Raw genomic sequence first — 26,612 nt, forward strand, 5'->3', positions numbered from 1 at the left:
TTTGCAAAACAAATTTTTTAATTACATTTGTGTCAATAACTTAATTGATCTCGTTATAAATCTGAAATCAAAAAATGTTAATCTCAAATCAAATGACCTTTTCAGAAGAAAATTATCTCAAGACCATTTACCACCTTACTTCCGTTTCGGATACAGATATTAGCACTAATGCCATTGCTGAAAAAATGGAAACCAAAGCATCGTCCGTTACTGATATGCTTAAGAAACTCTCCGAAAAAGACTTGGTAAACTACGTAAAGTACCAAGGCGTTTCCCTTACTGATAAAGGAAAATTGGCGGCGAAGATGATCGTTAGAAAACACCGACTTTGGGAATGCTTTCTTGTAGAGAAACTTGACTTTTCTTGGGATGAGGTGCATGATATAGCCGAACAATTGGAACACATTAAATCCGAAAAACTCATCAATAAACTGGATGATTTTTTGGGAAATCCTACCGAAGATCCGCACGGCGACCCTATTCCGGATGCTAATGGACGCATAATAAAAGTAGAAAAACAACTGCTTTCTGAATTCGAAAAAAGCCAAATTGGGATTTGTGTGGGCGTAAAAGATACTTCTTCTGATTTTTTAAAATATTTAGACAAACAGGAAATTGCGTTGGGTTCCCAAATTGAAATTATCGAAAAGGAAAGCTTCGATTCCTCTTTCAGAATCCGGGTTGGAACCAAAGAAATAACCATTTCAAATAAAATAGCCAGTAATTTATATATCAAATAATTATGTTTCAATCTATAGTGGATTATTTCACGAGTATCGACCCAATATTAGCCGCATTGTATGCGAGTTTGTTCACTTGGTTTTTAACCGCGTTAGGAGCTTCATTTGTTTTTATGTTTAAAACCATGAATCGAACGGTTCTTGACGGAATGCTCGGGTTTACGGGAGGAGTTATGGTTGCGGCCAGTTTTTGGAGTTTATTGGCTCCAGCCATTGAAATGACGGGCGGCGAAGGATTTGCAAAAGTGATTCCTGCAGCTTTTGGTTTTTTTCTTGGTGCTTTGTTCATTTTCGGAATTGATAAAGTGTTGCCGCATTTGCATATCAATTTTAAAGTTACCGAAGGAATCAAATCACCATGGCAACGTACCACATTATTGGTTTCGGCAATTACACTGCACAATATTCCCGAAGGATTGGCGGTTGGAGTTCTTTTTGGTGGTGTTGCCGCCGGGATTCCGGAAGCTTCCATCGCTGGTGCTGTTACGTTAGCAATTGGTATTGGAATTCAGAATTTTCCGGAAGGAATCGCTGTTGCTATGCCGTTACGCAGAATGGGAATGAGCCGTTGGAAGAGTTTTATGTACGGACAGTCTTCAGCATTAGTTGAGCCGGTTGCCGCTGTTTTAGGTGCTTTTGCAGTCACATTTTTCACTCCAATTTTGCCGTACGCTTTAGCTTTTGCCGCAGGCGCAATGATTTTTGTAGTGGTTGAGGAGGTAATTCCAGAAACACAACAAGATAAAAACACGGATATTGCTACTTTAGGTTTTGTAGGTGGGTTTATTGTGATGATGACACTAGATGTGGCATTAGGATAGCATTTTAGTGAAAAATAAAAGGAATTTTAATCTTTTAAACAGAGCTTATGAAAAAGTCAATTCTATTCCTTTTTATGATGATCAGCAGTGTAGTTTTGGCGCAAAGCCCAGAATCAGAAAAAGTTAAATACATAACTATAAAGCAAAAAGTATGTCCCAATCAAAAAGGATTTCAGCTGGTTTTAAAAGCGATTGCAAATGATTCACGTTGCCCTGAAGGCGTGACTTGCATTTGGGCGGGAGAAGTTAATGTTGTTGTTTCGGTGTACAAAGATTCAAAATTAGTGGAGGACCACACAATGGTTTTTTCGATGAAAAACGAACAAGAAAATAAACAGTGGTTCGCTAAATATTTGCCCGAAAAGCAAAAAAAAATTAAAAGCATTAGTGTTTTTCCTTATCCAAAAGAAGGTGTTAAAATCAACCCGAAAAACTATTATGTAAAAATTGGGTATATAAAATAATCCTTTCTGACACTAGCGAATGATTGCATCTTTAAAGATAGACAGTATAGTAAATGTTATTTTTTGTCACTTTTGAACCCAATTAATTTTCGATATTTCTGTTCGCTTTCTTCTAGAGCGACTTCAAGTTCTTTGTAGTAGGTGATGTCTTTTATATTCGCAACAGCGGCAATAACATAATTGTTTTCATCGATTATTGGTCTGCCGCTGATGATAACCCGTTTTCTGGTTTTAGTTTCTGAATCTTCAATTATTATTTCAACATCATCTGTTGATTCGCCTTTTAACGCTTTTTCCAATGGAAGATTTTGAGCCGGAAAAACAGTTCGCTCATCAGGATAATACAAGTCATATTTAGTGGACCAATCTAGTGTGGTAGGCATTGTAGAGTCTTGTTTTATACCTATGATTTCTTCGGCCATGTGATTGGATAAAACAATTCTTTTCTGACTGTCAGTTACAATAATTCCTTCGCCAATATTTTCTAATATCAATTTCAATTTTAATTCATTAAGACGCACTAATTTATCGGCTTCTATTTTTTCGTCTTCTAGTTTTTTGCTTATTGAAATATCTTTTATAAAAGCAATGAAGATATATTTGCCTAAAATGGTAGCTTGTGATACAGTTAATTCAATATCAAATTCAACATTTTGTTTGTTAAGCGCAGTGGTTTCAAATGTTTTATTAAGAATAGGCCCTTCACCAGTATCTATAAAGTGTTGAAGTCCTTTTGAATGATTCTCTCTATGTTGTTTTGGCATAATTAATTCATGCATTCGTTTGCCTAAGGCTTCTATGATTGTCCAACCAAATATTTTTTCGGCTTGTGGATTCCATCTCATGATGATTCCTTCGTCATTTATTACAATCAAAGCATCAGGCGCTTCATTGAATATGGTTTGCAATTGACCTTCACTTTCTTTTAATTTCTGTTCGGCTGCTTTTCGTTCCGTAATGTCTCTCATGATCGATTTGTGACCGGTAATTCTATTTCCTTCCCTTAACTGCATTACTGTTTGTTCTACCCATTTTTGTTCCCTGTTTTTGGTAATTATTGGAAATGAGAATAATGTTTCGTCTATTTTATGTTTAAATTGATTTAAATAGAATTCAGCCACACGGTCTTTCCACTCCGGAGCCACTAGTTCTGAAAATTGTTTTCCTATAAGTTCATCTTGGGTATAACCTGTCAGTTTTTTACAGGCGGGATTGATGTAAGTAAAATATCCTTTGTAGTCTGATGTATGGACAACATCGCTTATGTTTTCCACAATTTCACGGTATTTTTCCTCGCTTTTGCGAAGTGTTTCTATGGCTTCTGCCAATTGTGCTGTGCGTTCCGTTACTTTTTGTTCCAGTTCTTCATTTAGTTTTTTAATTTCGGTTTCTGCATTTTTTCGTTCTGTGATATCATGGAAAACGGCGACCGCACCAGTGATTTTCCCTACTGAATCTTTTAATGGTCTGGCAGATATCACAACAAAATTACCTTCTGTTTTTTTGTAATTTTGTACAAATACTTCCATGTCATCCACTTCTTCGCCATGTAATGCCTTAACGATGGGAAGTTCATCAGTGGCTAAAATGGCTTTAGTGTCGGGCCACAATATGCCATACGTGTTAGCCCATTTTTCTTCTGGTATATCCAAAAGACCAATTCCAATTATCTTTTCAGAAGCAGGATTCCAAATGATGAATTTTCCATTTTCATCAGCAACGACTAATCCATCGCCCATATTTTGAATCACCGATTGTAAAAGTATATTTTGTTCATTTAACTTTTCTTTGGATTGTGCCACTTCATTGTCTCTTTTTTCAATCGTTGAAAGCATGTCATTAAGGCCTAGGGAAAGAATGCTGATTTCGTCTTTTCCTTCAACTGTCATGCGGGTTGCATAATCACTTGTGTCCTTTATCTGCTGTATAACGGTTACCAAGTTCAACAAGGGTTTTGAGATGTATTTTTTAATAATCATTGCAATCAAGAAAGCCAGCCCAATTCCTACGACCAATAACACTATTCCCAGACGCAGTATATCCATTTTTATTTTATTCAATTCTGATAGTTCAAATCGGATGCAAACTAATCCTACTGTTTTATCGTCTTTTTTGATTTTGCTGAAAACAAAAAGATTTTCATTGGTAAAATGGGAACTTTTTTCATCCATGGCTGGAATAGTAAATCGATAGTTAGGATCAGAACCCGGTTTTGTATAGGAGGCAAAAACGTTACCTTTTTTGTCCAATATGTTTGCATTCAAAATGTCGTTTTGCACGTTTAATTCCGACAGGATTTTATTGGCGGCAGCATTATCTAAAAACTCTAGGGCCGAAACATTATTGAAACCTGCCACTTGAGCAATTGCTATTGAACTAATCACTTTTCGGTCTTTAAATCCTTTAATGTCGATTAGTACAAAAGCAGTAATACAAATTCCTAACACAAATGCAGAGGTAAAAACCTGCATAAGCACCAGCTTATTTTTAATTGATATGTTGCGTAGATTCATCATATATTTATTGTTTTTTCAATATTTATAACATACTAAACATTTTGTTTTTTCTTGATTTTAAAGGTTTTAAGATTGTTCGAATTCAAATATAAAAGGACAATTCAAATATGTGATTTGACACTTTTACTGCACTATAATGGCATGTTGCAATAAGAATGAACTGATTCCTATTCCGGCTTTATTTATTGCTTTTATATTTACTTCAAATTTTAATTTATTATCTAGTGTAACAAAATTCACGTGTGTGCCTTTTTTTCCGTAACCGTTTTGTTCTGTTACAATTAATACGGGTTTACCGGAAAATTTAGAAAGAATGGTTTCTATAGGAATGGAGCTATTGTAAGGAACAAACAGAATGTTGCAAAAACTTAGGTCGTTCAAATTTTTATACTCCTTTACTTCAATTTTTTTGTTTTTAGTAATGTCAAGTAATGAAGAGGTAATTGGACTTCCTTCCAGAATAGCAATCTTGAAATTTTGTTTTTTAGAATAGTTTTTCCAATAGACATAGTCTACAAAACGATACAGAAAATCAGCTTTCAGGGCATATTCTTTCCCACCAGAATTCTCTTGGGCAGCAATAGTATTTCCTCCCATTAGCATGATAATTGCCCCTAGAATAAATATGTGATTTTTAATTTTCATCATGCTGTTTTTAATGAGTTTCTGTTTTGATTTGAAAGATCTGGTTTAAAACTTATAGATAAGGGATAAATTAAATAACGTTCCTAATTGGCTAAAGTGATATCCTTCGTAGGTCATTTGAGAATAACGCCCATTGAATGTGATTAGGTTAAATTGTGATTTTACTTGAGTTGGATTGTTTAAAATGGCTGTTCCAATTGCGTTTTCGGCTTTAAATTTCCATTCCGGGACGACATTTAATAAATTATTCACGTTAAGCGCCACGGTTAATTTATCTGTTGCAGCGTAGTTAATTCCTAAATCAGTGACTATTTTGGGTATAAATTCGGTTCTTAAATTGGAATCTAAACCTTCTTGTTTAAAAGTTGTTTTCCCAAAATACGTGTTGCTAAGCGAGATATCAAATTTACTGATTTTGTAATTTCCTCCCAAAATCCATTTTGTTTTGGGTCTGGAGGTAAACATCAAAGCCTCAAGTGTTGCGCCAAAATTATCACTTGAAACGGGTGAAATCCTTTTGTTTTCAAGAGTAACGTTTCCGGATAAATGGAATCCCATTACTCCGGTTCCTAGTGCTATAGTGCCGTAATTCATGACCACATCTAAACCTGAAGTTCTCGAGTCGAAAGAGTTTTCAAACCAGGCCACACTGCCAAATTGAGTATTAACTTTATCTCCTAAAATGATTCGGTCTTTTACTTTAATGTTGTAATAATCTATAGTGAAATTTAAATTCTTCAAAGGATTGGCACCTATTCCTACAGTCATATTGGTTGATTTTTCGGCATCTAATTTTGGGATGCCTAAAATGCGTGCATTTGCAGAAATATTATTAATTAGGCCGTTGATTTGGATTCCCTGGCCAGCAACGAAAGAATATTGTGATTTTTGAGTGTAAATTTGGTGTAATGTAGGCGCTCTAAATCCAGAGGAAATAGAACCTCTTACGGTAATTTTATCTTTAGAAAATTTATATCTGGAACTCAATTTCCAAACCGTAGCTGCACCAAAATCGCTATAATCTTCATAACGAATGGTACTGTTTACCGAAAAGTCTTTGGTAAAGTCATACGCTAAATCAAAGTATCCACCTAAATTGTATCGATTCCATTTACCAGAATTTTCGGGGCGATTCCCCGCGAATGAGTCTGCGCCAAATCCATCCCAAGAAGCTTTATCGCCTTCGTTAATTACAAATGTTTCGGTTCTGACTTCTGAGCCAAAACCAATACTTATTTTATCAGACAGCACTTTTGAAATATCTAAATTACCTACAACATGATTGAAGGAAGCGCCTCCAGGTTTAAAAAAAATGGGACTGCTCTCACGATATAAATTCACTCCATTTTCATCTTGAATGTCAGATCTGTTATGAGAGTTTTCTATAGCATAAGCTTGTTTGTTTCCGCCTACAGTTATGCTGGCATCAGTATTCCATCCGTTTTTTATGGATTTATACCCTAAAGTGGCATTGTAATCGTTTAAATCGCCTATAAATGTAGGGATATAGCCTTTGTATGAAGCAGCAGTTCCATCTCCAAAAAAGTCCAATAAATAGGGAAGTTCGTTTACACTAGTTCCTCCTCCGTAGCCCCAGTATGGTGTTCTATAATTGGCATAAGAATTCACTTTTTTGTACACATAAGCAGCATTGTAATACATTTGTGTTTCATCGGATAGATTAAATCCACCGTTGACCAAAAATTTTGCTGCAGCAGTTTCTGGGGCTCCATTTATATTTTTAGCATCGGGGTATTTTGTTAGAAAAGTTTTAATATCTGTTGAGGTGTTAATTCCAGAAATAGTGTCTCCAAAATCAGTAAACTCTCCATCTGCATCAATTTTTCCAGGCCTGTTTGCCAGGTTTACTTTCGAAAAATCTAACGTATAATTCACAAAACCTCTGTCGCCTACAGTAGCTCCATCGTTCAAACTTATACCCAGCATTTCGCCGTCACCTTCACCCGTCACGCCTGTTTTAATAGTTACGGAACCGTTATCAGTTCTCTTTTTTAAAATGATATTGAGTACTCCGGCAATAGCATCAGAACCGTATTGCGCCGATGCGCCATCACGAAGAATTTCCACTCTTTCTATGGCATTAATTGGTATTCCAGAAATGTCAACGCCAGTTTCTCCTTGACCGGGTGATGTTTGAACATAAAGTAAAGCGCTTAAATTTTTCCGTTTTCCATTGATGAGTATTAAAGTTCTGCTGGGGCCCATATTTCTAATTTCGTATGGATCAAGTAAGGAAGTAGCATCGTTTACGGGAGTTTGAGCCGTATTAAAAGAAGGGATTTTGTATTGTAATGCTTTGTCAAAAGTTGTTTGTCCTGTTGAAATCAGTTCTTCGGATGATACAATATCAATAGGAAGTGTAGTTGTGGTATTGCTTCTGGGTGTAGCTCTTGTTCCGGTAACGACAACTTGGTTAGGATTTTGTCCGCCTCCTTCAGATAAAACTACATTCAGAATAGATTCGGTTGTGCCATATTCTTGTTTGGAGAAACCAGTATAGCTAAAGACTAAAATAGCACCTTCTTTAGCAGTAATCTTATACGCTCCGATAATATTAGTAGAAACGCTGTTGCTTGTTCCTTTTTCGGTGATATTAACACCTGACATTGGAACACCGGAATTATCTATCACAAAACCAGAGATTTCTTTTTGAGCAAAAAGAAAGGAGATGTTCAGCATAAATAACACTATGGTGACAAACTTTTTCATGATTAGTTGATATTGGTTCGTTTTGGTTTGAAATCAATGGCAACGTAATAAGTGTAAGAAGTTTTCATGGAACTACTTCTTGTGTTTTTTTGAGAAAAGTAATCCGTGAAAAGGATAGTTATGAAATCAAAAGGTAGTTTTCTTTGAGTTATTATAAGAAGTCTATCCAAAAACGAACATTACTTAAGTTTATAACAGAATAGTAAATATTTTATCGGGATTAAAAATATTTACAACTTATATATCAGATTTTTATTAAAAATTATGATTGTATAATCGTATGTGGATTACCAATTCATAATAGTTCTATAATTTCACTTTTTTGTAGGGATAAATTGAAATTATGTCCAAAAGTAAACTTAGAATCAAGTTCAAATCCAAAACCATTTTTTAATCAAAACAATGGAAACGACTGATTTTGAGTCTAAAAACTCATTTTTTATATAGTAAATTTAATCAAAAAAAGGCGTTTTATGAAGTTGTAGAAGGCTTTTTTTTGTTTTTTTAAGGAAAGTTTAACCCTATTGTGTTATAAAGTAGTTCAGATTAAAAACAGAAATAATGAAAATTTTAATTGCAACCGCAATCATCGCCGCTACCACAATTTTTTTCTGATTTTTTCTTTTTGAAAAAGAATTTTTTAATCAAAAAAGCCAGTGCTATTCCGAGTGCTAAAAAAGCTAAAATTTCTTGAATATCCATATCGTAAATATAAGAAAAAGCAACCCGAAAAGGTTGCTTTTTTGCGTTAAACTAATGACAAAGTTTTTACAACTGAGCCATGATTCCAAAGTTAATTCCAAAAGGTTGTCCTGGACGTAAACCTGCAGGAACTCTTGAAACTGCGTATTCTTTGTCCAATAAATTAATGATATTTCCCATCAAACTAATGTTGTTAGTAAGGTGGTATTTAGCCGAGAAATCTATAATGAAATTCGAAGCGACTCTGTTATTCGCCGGAATAGTTCCAACACCCGCTTCAGTTCTGAAAGCATCAACATATTTTCCGCTAAGCGCAAAATTGAATTTTTCAGTTTCAAATGCTGTTGTGATAGCCAGTTGATTTTTAGCAATGTATGGAATTTCATCTCCACTTTCTACAGTTCCCCAAATTGTACTGTTGAAATTGTTTTTCAATTCAGTATCCGTCAAAGTATAGGAAACAGTAAGTGGTATTTTAAACCCTTTTTCTCGGTTGTTGATTACTTCATAGGTTGCCAGTACTTCAATCCCTTTTACTATAGCTTCTCCCGCATTAAATAAATCTCCAGTCCCGGCTCCTCCACCTGACATAGAATCTGAGCCTTGAAGATTTGAAAAGTTGTTGTAATATCCTATGATTTCCCCTTGTAAAGCGTTTTTATGAAAACGGAACCCTAATTCGGTGTTCAAACTGCTTTCTGCGTCTTCGCCAGCTTTCACACCCGGAGGTGAAAACCCTTTGTGAACGCTTGTAAAAATATTGTAATCGTCGTTTATTTTATACAAAATCCCCATTCCTGGAATCCAAACATTTGTTTTGTTATTGGCTTTCGCCAAAGATGTTTCTGCTCTAATCACATCATTTGTACCGTAATTCAACGAATTCAGTTTGATATCTTCGTAACGAATTCCGGGTGTGAAAGTGAATTTATCAATACTCAAATTGTAAAGAATATGAGCTGCAATGGCTTCGGCTTTTACGATAGCATTAGCGTCAGTTCCCGGAGTTCCGTTGCTGGTTCTGTTCATCGCCCCGTTTTGAATTGCATATCCGTCAACCCATTGGAAACGGTCTTCAAAATCTTCATGGTAGCGGATGCCAAAATCAATATCGTGTTTTGTTTTTCCGGTTTCAAAAGTGTAGTTTGCTACGGTTTGAATTCCTTTTGCCTCATACATACGGTTGTTCGCTTTCACCAATAAAGCGTTGTTTATTGTGTTATTGGCACCTGTTATTGCTCGGTATTCTGCATTGTAAGTTGCAGGGTTTGTCAAAATATTGTTAATGCTGATCTTTGATGAGCCAACTCTTACAGCATCTAGTTTGTACCAGTTTCTGGCAAATTCATTTTTGTATGCTTTTGTAGTAATACTGAAGTTTTCAAACGGCTTTATCAAGTGCGTCAGCATGATTTGTTTGTGTTCCGTTTCAATATAATCTTCATTGGATCCTACATATCTTCGGTACGGATTGTTAGCGTAATCGGCATCAGTTAAACCAAGATAGGTTTCGTTTGCCAAATCTTCGCTGTACTGAATTTTGGCGGTTAAGGATTGATATACTTTTGCATCTGCATTTGTATTAATCCTGAATTTTGCCACATAATCATTTCCTTGAAAACCGGTATTTTTTGAGCTATTGTCAATTTTTTTGAATCCATCGGAATTTCGGTTGTTGTATTCTAAAACGTAACCAAAATTTTTGTGCTCATCACCAATATTTACGTATGTTTTTTTGGTGTTAAAGCTACCAATACTTGCTATTACACGACCTGAAAATCGATTTGGTATTTGAGTCGAAACCATATTCATGGCGCCTCCAGTAGTATAAGGACCGTATTGGATTTGGCTTCCGCCTTTCAATATCTCGAAAGATTGCATTCTGTTTACTGTTGGGAAATAATAAGCTGCGGGAGCAGAGTATGGAGCTGGAGCAATAAGAATTCCATCTTCCATCAAGGTTATTTTTTCACTTCGATTGGGGCTGGTTCCTCGCATTCCAATATTTGGACGTAATCCAAAACCGTCTTCTTCCTGAATAGTAACTCCGGGAACAGTTCTCAGAATTCGGGAAACATCGTCGTAGTTGAAGGTTTTTAATTCTTTTGGAGAAATAAAATAAGTGGAACCTGCTTTGTTTTTGGCTTTAAATTTACTTCCAACGATCGCATCAGTAGTGATGATGACTTCATTCAAACTTTCAATACTGTCTTTTTGGGTTTTCGAAAGCTCCTTTTCTTGTGCAAATAATGCTGACGTAACTAATAGTGAAGCTGCAATTATATTATTCTTCATTTTTATTTAGATTAATTCTACGCTGCAAAGATAAAATCGAAATCTTATTTAGACAAATTAAAAATAATAAAAATTGGAAGTTTAACGTTTGTTCAATATTTTATTTTAAGATTTGGTATGCAATTAAAGCAACAACATAAGCAAATCCAGACATGAAGATCAATTGTCCGGCCGGCCATTTCCAGGAATTGGTTTCTTTTTTAGTAACCGCTAACGTACTGGCACATTGCATGGCAAAAGCATAAAACAACAATAATGATATTCCAGAGGCGAAGTTGAAAATCTTTTCTCCGGTAACGGGATTGATTTCGGCAGCCATTTTATTTTTGATAGTAACTTCATTGTCGCTTCCGCCAACGCTGTAAATCGTGGCTAATGTCCCCACAAAAACTTCTCTGGCAGCAAAGGAACTGATAATGGCAATTCCTATTTTCCAGTCGTAACCTAACGGTGAAATGGCAGGTTCAATGGCTTTTCCCATGATTCCAATATAGGAGTTTTCTAGTTTTTGAGAAGCCACAGCATTTTCAAATTCAGCTTTCGGCAACGGATTTTGCTTCGTGTTTTCAACAACAATTTTTTCAGCATTGTTGAATTTTTCTCCTGGACCGTAAGAAGCTAAAAACCATAAAACGATAGAAATAGCTAAAATGATTTTTCCGGCACCAAAAATAAAAGCCTTTGTTTTTTCGATTACATTAATTCCCACGTTCTTGAAAAGTGGTAATTTGTAATTCGGCATTTCTACCACGAAGTATGTTTTTCCTTTAATTTTAAGGATTTTATTCAAAATATAAGCAGAGAAAATAGCCATTCCAAAACCTAGAAGGTATAACAACATCAAGGTCATTCCTTGCATGTTCAGAAATCCAAAAACACGATTGTCGGGAATTACAAGTGCAATAATGATAGCGTAAACAGGTAATCTGGCGGAACAAGTTGTGAAAGGAGTTACCAAAATCGTAATTAATCTTTCTTTCCAGTTTTCAATATTTCGGGTTGCCATAATTGCCGGAATCGCACAAGCGGTACCAGAAATAAGCGGCACCACACTTTTGCCCGATAAACCAAATTTTCGCATGATTTTATCCATCAGGAAAACCACGCGGCTCATATAACCACTTTCTTCAAGAATCGAAATAAACATAAACAGGAAAGCAATTTGTGGAATGAATATCAAAATCCCTCCAATTCCCGGGATGATTCCCTGCGAAATTAAATTGGTTAAAACTCCTGCTGGCAATTCTTCGGCAGCATGCGTGCTCAACGAGGCAAAAGAAGCATCGATGAAATCCATTGGAATTTTAGACCATTCGAAAATAGATTGGAAAATAACAAACAAAATCAAAAAGAAAATGACGTAACCCCAAACTTTATGTGTCAGCACGCGGTCGAGTTTGCTGCGGTAATCTCGTGCAACTGAGGAGTCAATTTTTAAACCTACTTTCAGCACATCATTGATGAATTGATAGCGTTTTATGGTTTCTTTTTGTTGCAGGCGTTTTAAATCTGAGTGCGATTTTGTGAACGAGCTTCGGACTTCATTTCGTTCTAAATTCAGGAAATTTACGTCTTGTGTAATCACCAACCATAATTTATAAAGCAATTGATTTGGGAATGCTTTGCGTAAACTGTTGAAATAGTCCGGATCAATTACGGAGGCATTCAGGCAAGGTTCGCTCGAAATGGTTCGGTAGCTTACAATCAATTTTTTCAACTCATCAATTCCATACCCTTTTCTGGAACTGATTAATGCAATCTTTGTTTTTAAGTGTTCTTCAAGATACGGAATATCCAGCGTAATCCCTTTGAATTTCATTCTGTCAGCCATGTTGATGACTAATATTGTTGGAATTTCAAGGTCTTTTATTTGGGTAAAAAGAAGTAAATTTCGTTTTAAATTTTCCACATCGGTAACGACAAGCGCTACATCAGGATATAATTTGTCATTTTTGTTGAGTAATAATTCAATGACAACATTCTCATCAATGGAACTGGCGTTCAAACTGTATGTTCCGGGTAAATCCAGAATATTTGCCTTTATATTATTGGGCAATTTACAAAAACCTATCTTTTTTTCAACGGTAATTCCGGGATAATTCCCCACTTGTTGATTCAAACCCGTAAGCTGATTGAAAACGGAAGTTTTACCCACATTCGGATTCCCGATCAAAGCGACATTGATGTTTTGTTTGCTTACCATAAGTTGGTTTTTATAATGTCAACCTCAATTTCTTTTGCAGTTTCCACCCGAATTGCTACATGTGAACCATTAATATTCAAATACAAAGGATCTCCAAAAGGAGCAATTTGAAGTAATTCAACCATATTGCCAGGCAAGCAACCCATTTCCAATAATTTTAATGGAACGGTGTCGATGTCAAAGTCTTTTATAATGGCTTTTTCGCCTTTTTTGAGAGAATTTATCGTTGTTTGCAAACCTTATTTAGATTGAATTAAGATTGCAAAAATACACATTTTAATATAAACACAAATGATAATTATCACATTTATACGGTAATTAAAACAAATCAATCCAACAGATAATGCAGCGGTTATCTTTATAAAAACTGGGGTTCGTTTGAATGCTTCTTATTCGTTACTCAAAAAAGTGATGTCTTCAATTAATCGTTTCATATCCTCTTTATTGGTACCGTCATAAAAGCCACGAACTCTTTTTTTGGTATCTACCAAAACAAAATTTTCGGTGTGAACCATATCGTATAATTCGTCTGGTTTTCCAAGTTTCACGGCTAAATAGGATTTTCTGGCCATGGTATAAATTTCTTTTTTATCTCCGGTGACTAAATTCCATTTGGCATCATCAACATGATGTTTTTTGGCGTAAGCCTTTAAAACTGGAACGCTGTCAGTCTCTGGGAAAACGGTAAATGATAATAATTTTACCTTTGGATTAGTAGCGAAAGCTTTTTGAATATCCGATAAATTGGTGGTCATCTTTGGACAAATGGAACCGCAAGTGGTAAAGAAAAAATCAGCTACATATATTTTGCCTTCGTAGTCTTTTTGGGTGATGGTTTTTCCGTTTTGGTTGGTAAACGAGAAATCAGCAATCGTATGATACTTGCTTTTGTATTGAACGGTGCTGTCCACTAATTCAGGATTTACATCCGCAGGATTATAAATGGGGAGTGTTTTTTTTGGCTTTAAAGCCGAATAAAATAAGGATAAAATGATTGCCGAAAGAACAATGAAGACCCCGAAAAAGAGTCGGTATTTTTTGAAAAATTCTAACATAACGCTATTTTAATGCAAAAATACGAAAACGAGATTTGTTTTTAATTCAAATTAACACAATACTCACGTCAAACGCATTATAATTAAAGTTTAAAGCACATAGAAACATAGTGTTTATTCCTGTAAAAATAAATTTTGACGGAGATAAGAGTTTACAATAGAAAAAAGCATTGGCTTTTTTTCTATGTCACCTAAATTTCGAATGTTCGGAACAGATTTAAATCAAAAATTTAATTCTATGTTTCTATGTGGTTCAATTTTTAATGCGTTTGACCTAACACAATACTTAGTTTAGATAGATTCCTTCGAAATATAAGGATATGAAATCAATGCCTTTTATAATTAAACCTTTTAGAAATTTAGGAGTCAAATAAAGATGTATTCGTAAATAATAGATTTTAACTAAAAATCAAATTATTTATTAATAGCTTTGTTAAGATAACTAAAAACCTAAAAAAAATGAAAAAAACCAGCAATAAGCAATTGCTTTTTGTGATTCCCGCAATTATGGGCTTTGCGGTGAGTCAAGCGCAAACCACTCCGGCAGCTAAGGAACCGGGAATCAATGTGAATTACATGGATAAAAACGTGAAACCTAGTAATGATTTCTTTCGCTATGTGAATGGAACTTGGTTGGACAATACGGAGATTCCAGCTGATAGAACCCGTTGGGGTAGTTTTGACGAATTGCGTCAACGAACTGACGCGGATGCCTTGGAAATTCTAAAAGAAGCGACAACAAATCCAAGCTACAAATCCAATACAGATCAAGGAAAAGCGATTAACTTATACAAATCTATTCTTGATACTGTAGGAAGAAATAAGTTGGGTATAGCTCCTTTGAAACCGTATTTGAAAAAAATTGATGCGGTTAAAAATGCTAAAGACCTAGAAGCATTAATGATTGAAATGGAACCTATCGGTGGCATTGGATTTATGGGTGCAGGCGTAGGAACTGATGCAAAGAACAGCAGTAGAAATGTGATTAACTTAGGCCCTGGTGGCGTAGGTTTGCCAGATAGAGATTATTATGTTTCTGAGGATGCCGATTCTAAAGAGAAACGTGCGAAATATGTTTTACACGTTGCTAAAATGTTGCAATACCTTGGGGATAAACCAGCAGTGGCTAAAATAAATGCAGAAAAAATCCTGGCTCTTGAAATTGCTATGTCTAAACCAAGATTGGACAGAGTAGAACGCAGAGATCGTCGTAAGTCTTACAATCCGATGACTTTGAATGATTTGAGTAAATTAACTCCGTCAATCAACTGGAATAATTATTTCACAAAAATTGGTTTGGCGAAAGTAGATACGGTTATTGTATCGCAACCCAAATACATGGTGGCGCTTGAAAGTGTGTTGAAAGAAAACAAAGTAGACGAGTGGAAAGCTTACATGCGTTGGAGTTTGTTGAACAGAGCTTCTAGCCAATTGTCAACTGAAATTGAAAACGCAAACTTTGAGTTTTACGGAAAAACGTTGACTGGTGCAGTAAGCCAAAGACCACGTGATGAAAGAGCACTTCAAACGATCAATGGAGCAGTTGGAGAAGCATTAGGAAAATTATATGTTGAGAAAAAATTTCCGGCTGAAGCCAAAGCCAAAGCGGAGAAAATGATCAAAAACATCTTTTTAGCTTTCGAAAACAGAATCAATAATTTATCTTGGATGTCTGCAGAAACTAAGGTAAGCGCCTTGGCTAAATTGCATAAATCAAGAATTAAAATTGGTTACCCTGACAAATGGAAAGACTATTCAGCCTTGACGATTAAAAGTCCACAAGAAGGCGGAAGCTACTTTGAAAATGCTTTGAGCATGGCCAAATGGCGTTTTCAAGAAAACATTGCTGAGTTGAATAAACCAGTGGATAAAGAAAAATGGGGAATGTCTCCACAAACGGTAAATGCCTATTACAATCCTTCAAATAACGAAATTGTATTCCCGGCAGCGATTTTACAACCGCCTTTTTATAATTATCAAGCGGATGAAGCGGTAAATTACGGTGGAATTGGTGGTGTTATTGGTCACGAAATCTCACATGGTTTTGATGATTCAGGATCTCGTTACAATGCTGATGGAAACTTAGTAGACTGGTGGACGGCTGAAGATTTAAAACAATTCTCTGCTTTAACTGGAGCACTTGCGGCTCAATACAGCGCTTTGGAACCAATTCCAGGAACTTTTGTAGATGGTAAATTTACTCTTGGTGAAAACATTGGAGATTTAGGTGGAGTAAATGCCGCTTATGATGGTTTACAATTGTATTTAAAAGAAAATGGGAATCCAGGATTAATCGACGGATATACTCCAGAACAACGTTTCTTTATTTCTTGGTCAACAATATGGCGTTCAAAAATGCGTGACGAAGCCTTGAAAAATCAAGTAAAAACAGACCCGCATTCTCCAGGAATGTACCGTGCTTATGTTCCTTTGCAAAACATAGATACGTTTTACAAAGCGTTTGATATCAAAGCAACTGACGGAATGTATATTGCACCTGAAAAGCGTGTAAGAATCTGGTAGTCGGTTTTTAAAACTAATAAAAAATCCCATTCGTTTATTCGAATGGGATTTTTTTATATGATTTCGCTACTATTTTTACGTGATTTCCTCAACGAATAATTCACCATATACAATCCAAATAATGTAACTCCACCACCAATGGCAATGGCTGCATTGAGGACTTCACCAAAAATTACAGCACCTAATATCACGGCTATAATTGGGTTGATATATGCGTAAACACTGCTAATTTCAGCAGGAAGATTTTGAAGCGCATAGATAAAGGCAATGAAAGTAAGTACAGAACCAAAAACGACTAAATAGGCAATAGACCACCACGAAATTGCCGGAATAGCACTCAAACTAACGGAAGTTCCTGTTGCTCCATTGTATGCAAAAAGTAAAATACTAGATATAAACATTTGTAGTCCTAAACTAAAATAGGGATTAAAACTGGCTGCCTTTTTCTTAGTGTACAACGAGCCAAATGCCCAAGTTAAAGTTGCGATTAATGACAGTATAATCCCAAATCTAAAATCAGGAATCATAAAATCACTCAAATGATCGTAAAAGATAACGCAAACGCCGCCAAAACTGATAATTAAACCAATAACCGTAAGCCTCGCCAATCGTTCGCCTCTAAAAAAAGTAATGATTACAATCCATAAAGGAACAATAGCGCCAATGATTGCTCCCAGTCCGCTACTTATGTATTTCACGCCCCAAGTGCTTAATCCATTACTCAAAACAAAATTAAGGATGCTTAAAATAATAATAGTTTTCCATTGTTTTCCTTTTGGCCAAGGTGTTTTTTTGAACAAGAAAAAGGAAATATACAGCAATCCGCCAATGAATTGTCTAATGGCAGCAAGTTGTAACGCCGGCATGTGTTTTACACCTTCTTTTGAAGCAATCCAAGTAGTTCCCCAAAAAAAACTGACCCAGCACAATGCTAAAATAGGTAATCCAATGGCGCTAACTTTCGACGAAAAAGCATTTTTAATTTTAGTTCTCACGTTATAAATTTGATTTTGTAAAAGTATAATTTAAAACGGTTTCTATTTTAGTACTCAAAATTGTTTTTCCTATAGATGGGTTTTTATGATTAAACTTTGGCAAAGCCAAATCTAAATCCAATGCTTTTTGAGTATAATACAGTTCTCGTGTAGGATGAGATGGAGTGACCGCATTGAAAGTTTCATTCCACACATCATTTTCTATGATTTTCAGAATTACACCCACACAATCTTCCTGATGAATTAAATTAATAGGTGCATCAGGATTATCTAAATTCTCACGACCAGCCAAGAATTTTATTGGATGACGGTCCTCGCCAATTAAACCACCAAAACGCAATACGGTAGTTTTAAAATGTATGTTGCTTTGCAAAAGCTGTTCGGTCTCCAGTAATTGTTTGCCGCCTTCAGTATCCGGTTTTGCAATTGTTTCTTCAGTAACAAAAGCATCATCATCATTATAAACCGATGTTGAACTGATGAAAAGCACGTTTTCAACTGATGATTTTTCTATAAACGGAATCACGTTTCTTATCTTTGAAACAAAACTTTCTGTCCCTGAACCGCGAAGTTTGGGTGGAACATCGATGATTAAAATTTCAGAATTCTCTAGAAAATCAGTTAGATTTCCAGTCGTTTTATTTTCTGAAAGCGCAATTAAAAAAGGAGCGATTCCTGCGTCTTTTAATGTTGCTAATTTTTCATCAGAAGTTGTCGAACCTTTCACGGAAAATCCTTTTGAAACTAAGGCTTTCGCTAAAGGCAAGCCCAGCCAACCACAACCCAGAATACTAATTTTTGTCATTTTTATGTTTAAATTATTTGACTTTCAAACTGTCGTTTACAACGGTTAAACTATCTTTTATTACAGGATGTGTAATAGCGGTGTCTAGAGGATTTGTAAGAACAACTGGTGTCGGTTTTATTTTTTGTTTGATTACCACAGCATCATTCAAAACAAAAGGTGTTGGCATCATCCAGTTTTCTCTTTTTGTTATTTGGAATAAAGGATTAGTCATTAAATCAAAAGAACTTTCCATCAATTCCATATCTAAAACCGTTGAGGAATTTACACTGAACTGTATTTCCAAAGGTGCGTTTCCAACGACATAGTAACTCAATATTTTCTTTCCTTTGCGTTGGTAAAGCGAATTTTTTTGGCCTAATGTGGTCACACCATTAGCTTTGAAATTATGAATCGCCATTTTTTCATTGGCAAAAATATCATAGCGATTAACGTTTCTATTCGGGGAAATTTTTATTTTCAAATACCTTTGATTGCCTACGATTCTGTCTTCCAGAAATGCTATACTTGGTTTCAGAATGTCTTTTTTAGGAGCTTCGGCAGCATACGTAAAACCTGAATTGTATTTGCTGAATAACGGTGTTCCATTCAACGCGGTTGCATCTTTTGGGTTTTCACCCAAATAGCTTTTGGTCCAGGAATCAAGATTCGTGTCATAAGTTGCCCAATTGGCTTTGTTCGTATCGGCATCGTATATGTACAACAAACTGTTTGATTTTGCTTTTCCGTATTCGTAACCAGATTCAGAGTGTGCTTTCGCAAAAAAGCCAATGGCAAGTACAAAAAACACTAAAGACCAGATTCCCTTTTTGGCGAAAGCCCCAAAAACGGGAAGTAATAATCCAAAGGTCAAAACGGTAAGAATAGCACTTCCAAATAGTACTTTTAATCCCAAACCAATAGGAAACATCTGGATGAAAGGCGCTATGATTAGTAAAGCAGGAATGCTAAAAATAAGACTTAGTATTTTACGGGATTTTTGGGTAATGATAAATGCAGCAAATAAAAATAATCCAAAATAAATCGGAATAATTAAGAATCCGGCTCCTTGTAAACTAAAAGCCAAAGCTCCATTAATCACAATCCAAATAAATAATGGTGCTACAAAATGATTCATGGTCACTTTCTTAGCAGAAAAACGGTTGTAAAATAATAAAGTTATCGCTAATGCCAAAAGTACAAATGCAGCAATATAAGCGTGCCCGTTATAGGTAAATCCGTTCAGCAAATCATTGTATTGCGGGTAAACGGCTAATAATCCTTTCCATCCAAAAAAAGTTATTAATCCGGTAACAATCAAGGAACCTAAAAACGGAATAAATCCTCTACCAATTTCTCGGAATGATAAAATACGCTTTGCTCTTCCTAAAAAAAGCAGAAAAATAAATAGCGCTAATGCGATTACAACCATTGGTAAAACCCAGCTAAAAGGATAACTTATAAATGTATATGGAATGGTAAAATAGACGTAATCTTCGCTGGCCTGCGTCGTACTTAAATCGGCATTTGAGAAATAATTCAACAAAGGCATTAAGTACGTGCCTTGATGCGCTAACGTGTTTTTGTTCAAATGATTGATGTCGTCCTGTGCGGTATGGTAATTAAAATGGTCATCAATAAAAGCAAAATTGTATCCTTGAATGTTTCCTTGTTCTCTGAAAACGGTCAAATCAGTATCGTTAGGTAACATTTTATAAATGCTGTACATCAAGGAATTTGAAACTGGAAAAGTGGCTTTTGCGGCAGCAAACTCTTTTACTAATCCTGCATTTCCCTTGTTGGTTTCCATCAACATATAACTGGGTCCTGAAGAACCACGCGCCTCAAAATTAAGTACTAAGCCTATTTCTTTTGCCCAATGATGTTGGGTTACAAATAGTGCTGCGCCATTTAATCCTAATTCCTCCGCATCTGAAAACAGAATGATAATGTCATTTTTGTGAGGTGTTTTAGAATATAAAAAAGCACGAACACTTTCCAGTATTGTTGCTACACCAGAACCTGCGTCACTCGCCCCTTTAGAGTAGGAATGTGGTGCGCTGTCATAATGGGAAAGCAACAACAAAGCTTTAGAGCTTGAAGTTCCTTTTATACGAACTAGAATGTTTTTTGATTGTACAAGATTTCCCCAATCGCTCAAGGTATATCCTTGCTGAACGGAAGTTTCCAGTCCTAATTTGTTAAGTTCTTTTATGAGATAATTAGCAACCACTTCATGTTCTTTGGAACCTACGTAGTGGGGTTGTTTGGAAATGGCTTCCACTTGGGTTAAAGCTCTTTTGGTCGAAAATTCAGAAAGAGAACCTTCTTCATCGGAAGTCCAATGCGGCATCATGGTAAAGTAAATTAATCCTAGAATTCCTAGGAGAAATAAACTGGCAAAAATGGAGGAATAATCTTTTTTCATGGTAGGTAGGTAGATTTTGGGATGCGTAATTAAATATCTTTTTTGACTAACATATAAAAATCATTGTCCAAAAGCATGTAGCCTTGGTCATACAGGAAATAGTAAGTATTTCCAGTTTTCGTTTGTAAAATATTAGTAAAAAATTCAAAATCAAAGCCTTTACTCAGGAGTTTTGCCCGAGTGGTTTTTGATTTTCCTTCTACATTGATTTCAGATAGAATGCGGTAATTTTTGCGCAACTTATTGTTGATGTTGCGCATAAAATTAGTGCTGTCTTTGTTTATTTTATTATTATAGGCATTACGGCAACCGTCACTACAGAATTTTTTATCCTCGCGACCTACAATTTTCTCTCCACATTCTAAGCAGGTTTTCATGGGTTGATTTTTTTGATGTCGTATAAGTCAGTTCTGCGGTCTTTTAGAATTCGAACACTTCCATGCTCGTGAAGTTCTTTTAGTAAATCTAAATCTACATCGACAATTAATGTCATTTCCGTATTCGGAGTAGCTTCGGCTTTTATTCCGTTACTTGGAAAGGCAAAATCAGAAGGTGTAAATACAGCAGATTGCGCATATTGGATGTCCATGTTGTTCACCTTTGGAAGATTTCCAACGCAGCCTGCTATGGCAACATAACACTCGTTTTCGATCGCTCTTGCTTGTGCGCAATGTTTGACTCTGGTGTAGGCATTTTGAGTATCGGTTAAGAACGGTACAAATAAGATGTTCATTCCTTCATCTGCCATTAATCGAGAAAGTTCTGGAAACTCTACATCATAACAAATTACGATGCCTATTTTACCGCAATCTGTATCAAAAGTCTTAATTTGGGATCCTCCGGTCATTCCCCAATGTTGCACTTCGTTTGGAGTGACGTGAATTTTAGCATACATTTCTGAAGTTCCGTCTCTTTTACAAAGAAAACCAACATTGTATAACAGACCATTTTCTAAATAGGGCATGCTTCCAGTAATAATGTTGATATTGTAAGAAATGGCTAATTCCTGGAAACGTTTGTGAATAGGTTCCGTATGTTTAGCTAATTCCCGTATGGCTTCGGCTTCAGATAAATGGTTGTAATCCGCCATCAACGGCGCAGTAAATAGTTCCGGGAATAAAGCAAAATCACTTCCGTAACCGGAAACAACATCTACAAAAAATTCGCATTGTTCGAACAAAGCTTCTAGATTATTCAATTGACGCATCTGCCATTGAACGAGTCCTAAACGGATGACGCTTTTTGCGAGGTTTATTAATTTTGGACTTTCGTCGTAATATATATTATTCCATTCCAGTAAAACGGCAAATTCTTTGGAATCAGAGTCACCTTCTAAGTAGTTTTTCATTACTCGGATCACGTGGAAATCATTACTCAACTGAAAAGAAAGAACAGAGTCATGCAACTCTTTTCTTTTTACTTTTTCTATATAATCTTTTGGAGTCAGTGTTTCTGCATGTTGTCCGTAATTTGGAATTCTTCCGGCAAAAACAATAGCTTTTAAATTCAATTGTTCACATAATTCTTTTCGGGCATCATATAAACGTCTGCCAAGGCGTAATCCTCTATAATTTGGATGAATAAAAACATCTATTCCATATAAAACATCTCCTTTTGGGTTGTGAGTAGAGAAAGTGTATTTTCCGGTTATATCAGAATAATTATGGTTTTTATCAACTAAACTTTCGTCAACAATTAAGGATAATGCAGAACCTACTACTTTTCCATCAACTAAAATTACCAATTGGCCTTCAGGGAAAATGCTTAATAATTTTTCGATATGATGTTCTCTCCAGTAAGAGCCAACCATTTCCGGATACGATTCTACCATGGAGTTTTTTAACTCTTTGTAGTCATCAAATTTCAGATTTCGTAACTCTACTTTGTTTATTTTGGCTTGCATAAGAATTTGATTTTCATCAAATATAGCTAAATTTTTCCATTTACAAACGTTTACAAATAGTTACAACCGAAAGTAAATAGTTAGTAACCGAATACTTTTTGGAAGCCACCGCATCTTTGCAATGTTGATTTGAAAGAACGATTCAACAAAATATATACTAACATTTAAATTTTATACGCCATGAAAAACAGAGTACAATTAATCGGAAGAGTAGGTCAAGATCCAGAAGTAAAAACATTAGACGGAGGAAAAAAATTAGCCACCGTGAGCATCGCCACAAATGATGTCTATTACAAAGAGAACGGTGATAAAGTGGAGCAAACCGAATGGCATCGTGTTACGGCTTGGGGAAAAACAGCTGATATTATTGAAAAATATGTTGTGAAAGGAAAAGAAATTGCTGTCGAAGGAAAATTGACCCATAGAAGTTATGATGATAAAAATGGCGAAAAGCGCTATGTAACTGAGATTATCGCTAATGAAGTATTGCTTTTAAGTAAATAAGAATGAGATTAAAATGGCACGAAATTCTTCATTAAGATTTCGTGCCATTTTTTTTACTCCAACGCAAAAAACTGTTATGAATTTGAGGCAAGTATCCAAGTATTAAAATAATTTAGAAAATACTTTTTGCAACTCTATACGTATTGGCATGCGCCTCGATAATTGTTTTGATGTCAGGTGAGTAGCCACCACCCATAGAAACTTGTATGGGAATTTGATGTTTTGCACAAAGCTCAAAAACCAATTCATCTCTTTTTTTACAACCTTCCAGCGAGCAACTTAATTTTCCTAACTTGTCTGAAGCTAAAATATCAACTCCTGCTAAATAAAAGATAAAATCAGGTTTTTGTGTTTCAATTAATTTTGGAATTATATTGCCAATAGTTTTTAGAAACGCATCATCAGTTGTTCCATCATCAAAGGCGATGTCTAGATCAGAAGTTTCTTTTTTGAACGGATAATTGGTTTTGCCATGCGTAGAAAAAGTGAACACATTTGGATTATTTTGAAAGATTTCAGCTGTTCCATTTCCTTGATGCACATCTAAATCGATAATTACTATTTTTTTAGCCAGTTTATGATTCAATAAAAATTGAGCAGCAATGGCTTGATCATTCAACAAGCAAAAAGCTTCTCCGTGATCCGTAAAGGCATGATGTGTGCCGCCAGCGATATTAAACGACACCTTGGTATCGAATGATTTTTGTGCGCCTACAATGGTTCCTTGCGCAATTATCAATTCTCGTGCTACCAATTCTTTTGAAAGGGGAAAACCAATTTTGCGTGCTGCTTTTGTATCTAATGTGAGTTGAAGTAAATCATTCAAATAGGTAGTGGTATGAATAGCCAAAACGGGAGCTAAATCACACATTTCAGGTTCGAAAAAATCAGCTACATAGGCAGTTCCTTCATGAACTAATTGTTGGGGGAGCAATTCATATTTCAGCATAGGAAAACGATGTCCCTCAGGCAACGGATGCTGATAAATAGGATGAAATGCTATTGGAAACATAAATATTTTTTGAGCTAGTGGTTCTTCAACAGAAGTAGAAGATAAGTAAAGCGAAATGTAATTCTTAAATAGTCTAGTGTTTTATTGATTCATTATTTCTTGAAAAGTATCGACAAATTTACCTAGAGGTAAGCCATCAACTAGTCCATGATGCACATGAATTGACATTGGCATGGTTCTTTTTCCGTTTTCATTAATTTTCATTTTTCCAAAAGAAATTTTTGGGCAACTATCCGGAAAAGCATAGCTTCTAGCATGCGATAATGAAGTGAAATCTAACCACGGAACCGCCGAAAAATGGATTACATTATCATCTGAAAATGTTCGGGTAAAAAGACCAGTCGTATTTTGTATTCTTTCAATCTCTGCCAATGCACTTTTAGTGAAAATTTCAAAGTCTATATCGTATTCGATTAAGGAAAATCCGAAACTACCGTCTTCACGACCAATAGTCGCAGAAGCATTAATTTGGTCACAAACATATATTTGATCATCCGTAATCCTGTAGCGGAATGATTCGGTACCATTGACAGCAACTAACGTTTTGTGTAAATAATAGATAAAGAAGGAAGTGTTTAGTGATTTTGCAGTTGCATACGCTTTCGTACAATCGATTTCGACAGTGGCACCAAAGAATGGTTCTTCAAATTGTCTAAAGAAATGGAAATGTTCTTTTCTAGGCCAGTTCTCTATATCTAAAAGTGTTTTCAAAATGAGTAATTTTATTTGTTTTTCAAAAGTACTGCTAATCTTTTAAATCATAAATCCGTTTTTTGGAATTTTTATTTTAAAGAAATAAGATGACTTTTTTCAAATGGAAACATAAAGGCATAAAAAAACCCTAAAAGAAATTTCCTTTAGGGTTTTAGAGAATATTGAGAAAGAATTATTTTACTATGAAAGTAACTCTTCTAACTAATTTTCTTGCAGCGTCAGAATTTTTATCAACTGAATTGTCTTCACCAGCAGCAACTACATTCAATCTTGATGCATCGATATTAGCTTTTACTAAAGTGTTTTTTACATTATTTGCTCTTGCAGCAGATAACTTATCATTATATTCAGATCTTCCTAATTCGTCAGCGTGACCAATAATGTCAACTGAAGCAGAAGGATTGTTTCTCAAATATGTTAAGATGAAATCTGTACCTTCTGTAGAAACATTTGTAGGAGTTGATTTGTTGTAGTCAAAATAAACAGCAACATAACCACCGTTGATTAAACTTTTGATTAAATCATTATTGTAAATAATAGATCCGTCACCAGTATTTGCTGCATAATTTTTCAAGATATATGCTTCAGTTTCGTCAGCAACATTGTTGTTGTTCTTGTCAACTGATTTTCCTTTAGTATCAACCATTGCACCTGCAGGTGTATTAGCTTCTTCATCTAAATAATCAGCTACACCATCTTTATCAGAATCTAGCATTTTATTTTCGATAGCCACAAATCTAGCGTCAATTGCGTCAAATTTTCCTTCATTGTCAATAACCCAGTCAGCATGTTTCTCGTTTTTACCTAAGTAAACAGTTAAACCTACTGTACCATTAAAAAGAATTCCACCAAAACCTCTAGTTCCTGATGCACTAGCAGCATCAAAAGCAGCATTTTGAGATGCATTAAGAATAGTTGTGAAATCTCCTGTCAAAGCAATTCTGTTAGATAATTTTATTTGACCTGTTACACCAGCCATAAAGTTACCCATTCTATCTTTCAATGCAGAATTTTGATCTTCTAATTGTGCTAAACCAAAACCAGCATGACCTAATAAACCAAGTGTATTAGTCCAAGTTTCGAAATTCATGATTCTTCCCAAGTTAGCAACACCTTGTAAGTCTACTCTGTAGTATTTAGTGTCAAAATCAATTGAATTTTTTTGTCCTTGAAAACTGTTGTATCCAAAATCAGCTTTCAAACCAAATTTGTTGTTAAACATGTATCTAACTCCAAGATCAACAACATAAGGACTAGGTGTTGAAGTAAATTGGCCTATACTCATAGGTCTTTGTGGTTTGTTTACACCACCAGCTAATTCAACAGACCATTTGTTAAATTCAGTTCCAGTACTTGCGCTTTCTACATTTTCTGTTTGAGCACTCAAAGTTGTCATTGCAGAAGCAAAAACTAACGTAAGTATGATTTTTTTCATAATTTTATTTTTTAAAAATTCTATGCAAAAATACGACATATTGTTAAATATGAAATTTTAAACAGTTAATTATGTAAGAATTAGTTTTAATTCTATAAACTAAGTCAGCAACTGCATTTTTAGCAATATTTTGTATTTTTTTT

At 35.3% G+C, this 26,612-nt stretch carries 21 protein-coding genes; 5 read left to right on the top strand and 16 right to left on the bottom strand.

Annotation, left to right across the window (positions count from 1 at the left end):
- The first annotated feature begins 92 nt into the window (after nucleotides 1-92).
- From ACXX80_RS05695 to ACXX80_RS05705, 3 genes are read left to right on the top strand one after another with little or no spacing between them, the layout of a single operon-like run.
- Nucleotides 93-740 carry a metal-dependent transcriptional regulator gene (locus ACXX80_RS05695; RefSeq protein WP_458554079.1) on the top strand — a complete coding sequence of 216 codons (648 nt, stop codon included), beginning with the start codon at nucleotides 93-95 and terminating at the stop codon, nucleotides 738-740.
- Between the two features lie 2 nt (nucleotides 741-742).
- Nucleotides 743-1,561, top strand: a complete 819-nt coding sequence (locus ACXX80_RS05700) for a ZIP family metal transporter (RefSeq protein WP_144893483.1) — start codon at nucleotides 743-745, stop codon at nucleotides 1,559-1,561.
- A 47-nt stretch (nucleotides 1,562-1,608) separates the two neighbouring features.
- The gene (locus ACXX80_RS05705; protein ID WP_458552366.1) at nucleotides 1,609-2,025 is read left to right on the top strand and encodes a hypothetical protein; all 417 of its coding nucleotides are present in this window, start codon (nucleotides 1,609-1,611) and stop codon (nucleotides 2,023-2,025) included.
- A 56-nt stretch (nucleotides 2,026-2,081) separates the two neighbouring features.
- Here the strand turns inward: ACXX80_RS05705 and ACXX80_RS05710 are convergent, their stop codons facing one another.
- The 8 genes from ACXX80_RS05710 to ACXX80_RS05745 all read right to left on the bottom strand — a co-directional run bounded on the left by ACXX80_RS05710 (nucleotide 2,082) and on the right by ACXX80_RS05745 (nucleotide 14,171).
- Nucleotides 2,082-4,496 (bottom strand): PAS domain S-box protein, encoded by a 2,415-nt coding sequence (locus ACXX80_RS05710; RefSeq protein ID WP_458552367.1) that lies wholly within the window; start codon nucleotides 4,494-4,496, stop codon nucleotides 2,082-2,084.
- A 168-nt stretch (nucleotides 4,497-4,664) separates the two neighbouring features.
- Nucleotides 4,665-5,189, bottom strand: coding sequence for a YfiR family protein (locus tag ACXX80_RS05715; protein WP_315205492.1), 525 nt, complete (start codon nucleotides 5,187-5,189; stop codon nucleotides 4,665-4,667).
- Between the two features lie 42 nt (nucleotides 5,190-5,231).
- On the bottom strand, nucleotides 5,232-7,916 hold the full coding sequence (locus ACXX80_RS05720) for a TonB-dependent receptor (RefSeq protein ID WP_458552368.1): 2,685 nt from the start codon (nucleotides 7,914-7,916) through the stop codon (nucleotides 5,232-5,234).
- Nucleotides 7,917-8,486: 570 nt separating this feature from the next.
- A complete protein-coding gene (locus tag ACXX80_RS05725; RefSeq protein ID WP_458552369.1) occupies nucleotides 8,487-8,618 on the bottom strand; it encodes a FeoB-associated Cys-rich membrane protein in 132 nt (43 codons plus the stop codon).
- A gap of 66 nt (nucleotides 8,619-8,684) precedes the next feature.
- A complete protein-coding gene (locus ACXX80_RS05730) occupies nucleotides 8,685-10,913 on the bottom strand; it encodes a TonB-dependent receptor family protein (RefSeq protein ID WP_458552370.1) in 2,229 nt (742 codons plus the stop codon).
- Between the two features lie 100 nt (nucleotides 10,914-11,013).
- The gene (gene feoB, locus ACXX80_RS05735) at nucleotides 11,014-13,116 is read right to left on the bottom strand and encodes a ferrous iron transport protein B (protein WP_458552371.1); all 2,103 of its coding nucleotides are present in this window, start codon (nucleotides 13,114-13,116) and stop codon (nucleotides 11,014-11,016) included.
- On the bottom strand, nucleotides 13,110-13,352 hold the full coding sequence (locus tag ACXX80_RS05740) for a FeoA family protein (protein WP_315205478.1): 243 nt from the start codon (nucleotides 13,350-13,352) through the stop codon (nucleotides 13,110-13,112). The genes feoB and ACXX80_RS05740 overlap by 7 nt, the downstream gene beginning before the upstream one ends.
- Before the next feature lie 153 nt (nucleotides 13,353-13,505).
- The gene (locus ACXX80_RS05745) at nucleotides 13,506-14,171 is read right to left on the bottom strand and encodes an SCO family protein (protein WP_458552372.1); all 666 of its coding nucleotides are present in this window, start codon (nucleotides 14,169-14,171) and stop codon (nucleotides 13,506-13,508) included.
- A gap of 459 nt (nucleotides 14,172-14,630) precedes the next feature.
- Here ACXX80_RS05745 and ACXX80_RS05750 point away from each other — a divergent pair, with 459 nt between their 5' ends.
- Nucleotides 14,631-16,694, top strand: a complete 2,064-nt coding sequence (locus tag ACXX80_RS05750) for a M13 family metallopeptidase (protein WP_458552373.1) — start codon at nucleotides 14,631-14,633, stop codon at nucleotides 16,692-16,694.
- A 53-nt stretch (nucleotides 16,695-16,747) separates the two neighbouring features.
- On the opposite strand, the gene ACXX80_RS05755 is transcribed toward ACXX80_RS05750, so the two are convergent.
- From ACXX80_RS05755 to ACXX80_RS05775, 5 genes are all read right to left on the bottom strand, one after another.
- On the bottom strand, nucleotides 16,748-17,689 hold the full coding sequence (locus tag ACXX80_RS05755; protein WP_458552374.1) for a DMT family transporter: 942 nt from the start codon (nucleotides 17,687-17,689) through the stop codon (nucleotides 16,748-16,750).
- Between the two features lies 1 nt (nucleotide 17,690).
- The gene (locus ACXX80_RS05760; protein WP_458552375.1) at nucleotides 17,691-18,494 is read right to left on the bottom strand and encodes an SDR family oxidoreductase; all 804 of its coding nucleotides are present in this window, start codon (nucleotides 18,492-18,494) and stop codon (nucleotides 17,691-17,693) included.
- A 13-nt stretch (nucleotides 18,495-18,507) separates the two neighbouring features.
- Complete coding sequence (locus ACXX80_RS05765; protein ID WP_458554080.1) at nucleotides 18,508-20,829, bottom strand: M28 family peptidase; 2,322 nt, start codon at nucleotides 20,827-20,829, stop codon at nucleotides 18,508-18,510.
- Between the two features lie 101 nt (nucleotides 20,830-20,930).
- A complete protein-coding gene (locus tag ACXX80_RS05770; protein ID WP_417962198.1) occupies nucleotides 20,931-21,278 on the bottom strand; it encodes a hypothetical protein in 348 nt (115 codons plus the stop codon).
- A complete protein-coding gene (locus tag ACXX80_RS05775) occupies nucleotides 21,275-22,804 on the bottom strand; it encodes a GNAT family N-acetyltransferase (RefSeq protein ID WP_458552376.1) in 1,530 nt (509 codons plus the stop codon). The genes ACXX80_RS05770 and ACXX80_RS05775 overlap by 4 nt, the downstream gene beginning before the upstream one ends.
- Before the next feature lie 180 nt (nucleotides 22,805-22,984).
- Here ACXX80_RS05775 and ACXX80_RS05780 point away from each other — a divergent pair, with 180 nt between their 5' ends.
- Nucleotides 22,985-23,308, top strand: a complete 324-nt coding sequence (locus ACXX80_RS05780; protein ID WP_458552377.1) for a single-stranded DNA-binding protein — start codon at nucleotides 22,985-22,987, stop codon at nucleotides 23,306-23,308.
- A 112-nt stretch (nucleotides 23,309-23,420) separates the two neighbouring features.
- Here ACXX80_RS05780 and ACXX80_RS05785 read toward each other — a convergent pair whose 3' ends face one another.
- The 3 genes from ACXX80_RS05785 to ACXX80_RS05795 form a co-directional block, all read right to left on the bottom strand.
- A complete protein-coding gene (locus ACXX80_RS05785) occupies nucleotides 23,421-24,320 on the bottom strand; it encodes a histone deacetylase family protein (RefSeq protein WP_458552378.1) in 900 nt (299 codons plus the stop codon).
- Between the two features lie 81 nt (nucleotides 24,321-24,401).
- Nucleotides 24,402-25,031 carry a CatA-like O-acetyltransferase gene (locus ACXX80_RS05790; RefSeq protein WP_458552379.1) on the bottom strand — a complete coding sequence of 210 codons (630 nt, stop codon included), beginning with the start codon at nucleotides 25,029-25,031 and terminating at the stop codon, nucleotides 24,402-24,404.
- 175 nt (nucleotides 25,032-25,206) lie between these two features.
- Nucleotides 25,207-26,469 carry an OmpA family protein gene (locus tag ACXX80_RS05795; protein ID WP_458552380.1) on the bottom strand — a complete coding sequence of 421 codons (1,263 nt, stop codon included), beginning with the start codon at nucleotides 26,467-26,469 and terminating at the stop codon, nucleotides 25,207-25,209.
- Between the last annotated feature and the right edge of the window lie 143 nt (nucleotides 26,470-26,612).

The organism is Flavobacterium sp. GNP002, from assembly GCF_054343795.1.